The sequence below is a fragment of the Roseofilum acuticapitatum BLCC-M154 genome (assembly GCF_030068475.1).
GTDB lineage: Bacteria > Cyanobacteriota > Cyanobacteriia > Cyanobacteriales > Desertifilaceae > Roseofilum > Roseofilum acuticapitatum.
In genome coordinates, this window is sequence record NZ_JAQOSP010000110.1 from 1 (window position 1) to 3,802 (window position 3,802).

Annotated in this window: 2 protein-coding genes; both read left to right on the top strand. The window is 46.1% G+C overall.

The features are described from left to right. The first annotated feature begins 51 nt into the window (after positions 1-51). Positions 52-357, top strand: coding sequence for a hypothetical protein (locus PMG71_RS17925; RefSeq protein WP_283755084.1), 306 nt, complete (start codon positions 52-54; stop codon positions 355-357). Between the two features lie 530 nt (positions 358-887). Further along, positions 888-3,518 (top strand): DUF3854 domain-containing protein, encoded by a 2,631-nt coding sequence (locus PMG71_RS17930; protein ID WP_283755085.1) that lies wholly within the window; start codon positions 888-890, stop codon positions 3,516-3,518. The last annotated feature ends 284 nt before the right edge of the window (positions 3,519-3,802 follow it).

The window sequence follows — 3,802 nt, forward strand, 5'->3', positions numbered from 1 at the left end:
TATAGGGGATTGGTTCCCCTATCTATGTACCTTGAAAACTGGATATTGCCTATGGATACTCATCCTCTTATTAAGCTCTCTTGGGTCAAGGAAGACGAGCCTAGTCCCTTTGACCCCTGTGGTGGAGAGGTCGCCTCTCCCAACCGGGCAAGGATTAAACGCTGTGTAAAGGACTCTAGACGGGTCTACATGGAGTCTATTCTGTTCAAGAATGAGTTAGTCAAAATGACTAAAAAAGAAGCCTATCGTCTACTCTCCCAAGACAATTGGGATGACCTTAGTAATAGGCTGACTTTCTATTTTTGGACACTCCCTGGAGAAGGGAGATTTACGCTGTTTATTTGCCAGAAAGAATAGGGGTAAATAGCTCTCGTAGGAACCGCTATGGACGGGAGAGAGCTACCCCTATTTTTCAGCTCTGTACAGTAGTTATAACAGGAATAAACTCACCATGAAAAGATACCGACTACCCAACCCCCATGGCAAGGGATTGAGACCAAACACAAGCCCTTGGAAGCATTCACAGACTAAACCTATCCGGTTACCTGAAGCACTTATCCCCCAAATCCTGGAATTTGCTCACCAATTGGACAAGGGCATCTGTGAACCCCAACAGGACGGGAGTCTTAAGGAAGTCATCTCCATTTTGGAAGACTGCTTAGACTCCAAACAATACCCGGCTAATAAGGGGGGTGCAATCAAGAAGAGGATTAAGGAAGCTTTAGACCTCTTGCAATAGGGTGAACACCCCATTATAGGGGGTTTATGACTTTATTTCTCTTCCCCCCTTGAATCTGGGAATTAGGATAGTATAGAGACGGAAAAAAAATAACGACTTAGGATTACTCTCCTAAGTCGTTAGCAAAAAACCAATTTGTAAAAACAGTATGAATAATCCGGCCCAAAAGAAGCAAGACTCCCTTGAACTTCTTAACAATACTTCATGTGAGAACGCTTCTCATATTGTAACCCAAAATGATTGGTTAGAGCAACAACTAGATAGCTCTGGTATAGATAATTCTCTATTAAGAGAACAATTCCAACCCTGTAATGAAGGGTTCACCGTTCAGGGTGTAGACCTTGACGGTAAGCCTAACCGTGACTCTTGGCAGATACGGCTAAGAACTCCTGGTGAGGATGGAGCCAAGTACAAGACCAAAGGGAAACAGGGGAATGACCATGGGGTTTATGATGCTTTTTTCCCTGCTGGCACATTAGGAGACTTCCCTGTTCTTGAAGACAACCATGAGGGCTTCTTTGATGGGTTAACCCGTAGGGACTACAAAGAAGCTGTAGTCCTCTCCCTAGGGCAATTCCTAACCAAATACCCATCATTCCCCATCATCATCACAGAAGGGGCTAAAAAGGCTTGTAGTGGACTTCAGAGTGGCTACATTACCCTATCCATCCCTGGTTGCTCCATGTGGCATAAGCCCAAGTCACCAGAGCTTATCCCTATGCTTAACGCTCTATGTGTGAAGGGGAGACCCGTCTATGTGGCTCTAGATGCTGATTTCAGGGATAAAGACCAGGTTAGAGCTGAGATTAGCCAAATGGCTAAAGCGTTGACTTCAAAGGGGTGCAATGTGAAAATTGCAGTCTGGGATATCAACCAAGGTAAAGGTATGGATGATTTTATCGTCAACGGTGGCAACTTTGATGAGGTCATCAAGACCGCAATGGCAATAGCCACTTGGGAAAAACAGTTCTGTAACAACCGTACACAAGTTACAGAGCGTAAGCCAGGGAAAGATATCACTCCTGCACAGTTCGCTCAAGAGTTAGCTGTAGAGACTCCCAACCTATGGCGGTTCCACAATGAGCAGAAGACCTGGAGAGAGTGGAACGGGAAATACTGGGAAGCTATCCCCCAAGAGAAAGTAGGAGATTACATTTACCACAAAGTCAAGCACCAGATTAGGGGAAATGCTTGGGTCAAAGATTGTCAAGCGCTCTTAGAGCGTGAGCTACGTCACTGGCAATGGATGCCCCAATCACAAACAGTTAGAGCATTTTCCAATGGTGTGGTAGACATGGAAACCTTAGAGCTAACCCCCCATAACCCTATCCACTACAACACCAGCGTTATTGACCGGGACTGGTGGCAACCTACTGGAGAACCCATTAAAGACCCATTGGAAGCGCTTAAGCAGTATTGCCCCCATATTTATGAAGCTTGGCATTATGCCATGGGGGGAGATGAGAGGAAGATACTTAAGCTTCTGGCAGTTTGCCATGGGGTTCTGACTTGGCGGTTCTCTACCCTTCAAAAGTTCATCCATCTTATCGGTAGACCAGGAACTGGTAAGGGTACATTTTCAAGGATTCTTACTGCATTGGTTGGTGGGGAAAATACCAAGTCGTCTAAGCTTGCCAAGTTGGGCAATGACTACGATATTGCCCACTGGATTGCTAGCCAGTTGGTTATCTTGCCAGATGAAGGGGCGAAAGTCTCTGATGCAGTCCTGGATAACCTGAAGTCATTGACTGGTGGGGATTCCATCAGTTATCGCCAGATTTATGGCTCGGTAGCGTCTAGCCCGTTTTATGGGACGTTGCTGATGATTTCCAATGACCCCCTGTTTAGGGGGGAAACGGGTGCGCTTAAGCGTAGGTTATGCCTGATTGAGTTTGACACCCCTATTCCTAATCGCTCTCACTTAGCAGAGAAGCTAATGATGAGGGAGATTTCCCAACTGACCTATTGTGCTTTATCTATGCCATCCCATAAAGCTGATGAGGTTATCAATGGGTTGGGTGAGTATGAGATTCCAGAGTTTCAGTCTAAGCAATGGGAACTGGAGACGGCTGAGAATTCTGTGGCTGACTTCCTAGATACTGAGCTGATTCCATCCCCTGGTTATAGGTTGGCAGTTAAGGCTATCTATGATGGATATAACCAGTTCTGTTCAGATACTGGGCAAAAGCCTGTCGCTATGAACAAGTTCAGCTCACGGTTGCTGACTGCTTCTGATTTTGTGGGTTGGGATGTTGAGAAGGGTAAAGACCGTAATGGGGCTTACTTGGTGGGAGTTGATTTAAGGGAAGAACTGAAGCATAAAGACATCCCTACCCCTAGCGAAGTCTTTGAACAAGCTGAGAAAGTTTCGTCTCCAGTTCTATCGTCACAACCGTCACACCCAGACGGGGTAAGGGTTTCAGTCGTCACGCCTATCGTCACACAACCATCACAAGAACCATCACAACCATCACAAGAGGGGGATGACCATGGGGCAGTTGAGCAATTATCTCTACTCAAGCCAGAGTGTGACGATACCTGTGACGATACTGTGATGGTTGATGTGATGGCTGGAATGTCCACACAGCAAGGCTGTGACGGTTGTGACGATACTTTGCCAACATTTTCTGTGGGGATGAAAGTTGGGGTTAAGGAGCTTGATGATGACGAACTGGAAGGAGTTCTTCTCCATTACAAGGATGGAGAATGGGGGGTGAATTTTCCAGGACTAGGGGATGACACTTACAATTACTCCCCTGATGAGCTGGAGCCTAGATGATGGGTTGCTAAAGGGAGTAATTGGGCACTCGTAGGACTGCTTTTTGGGTAGTCCTACAGAGCTTTGTAAGGGGCAAGAGTGCCCACCAAACGGAACGAGAGCGTTTTGCAATCCTTATAGCAATTCCAAGAACAAACGGAACGAGAGCAAAAGTTATTTAAGCACGCCAATAGTGGCTGCTGTAGCTAACCCGACAAATGGGCAAGAGAATTGCCCATTTTTAGCCCATTGAAACCTATCCACTTTGGGGGGTGTTATGGTGAGTTTGTGTGAAATATGTGTGA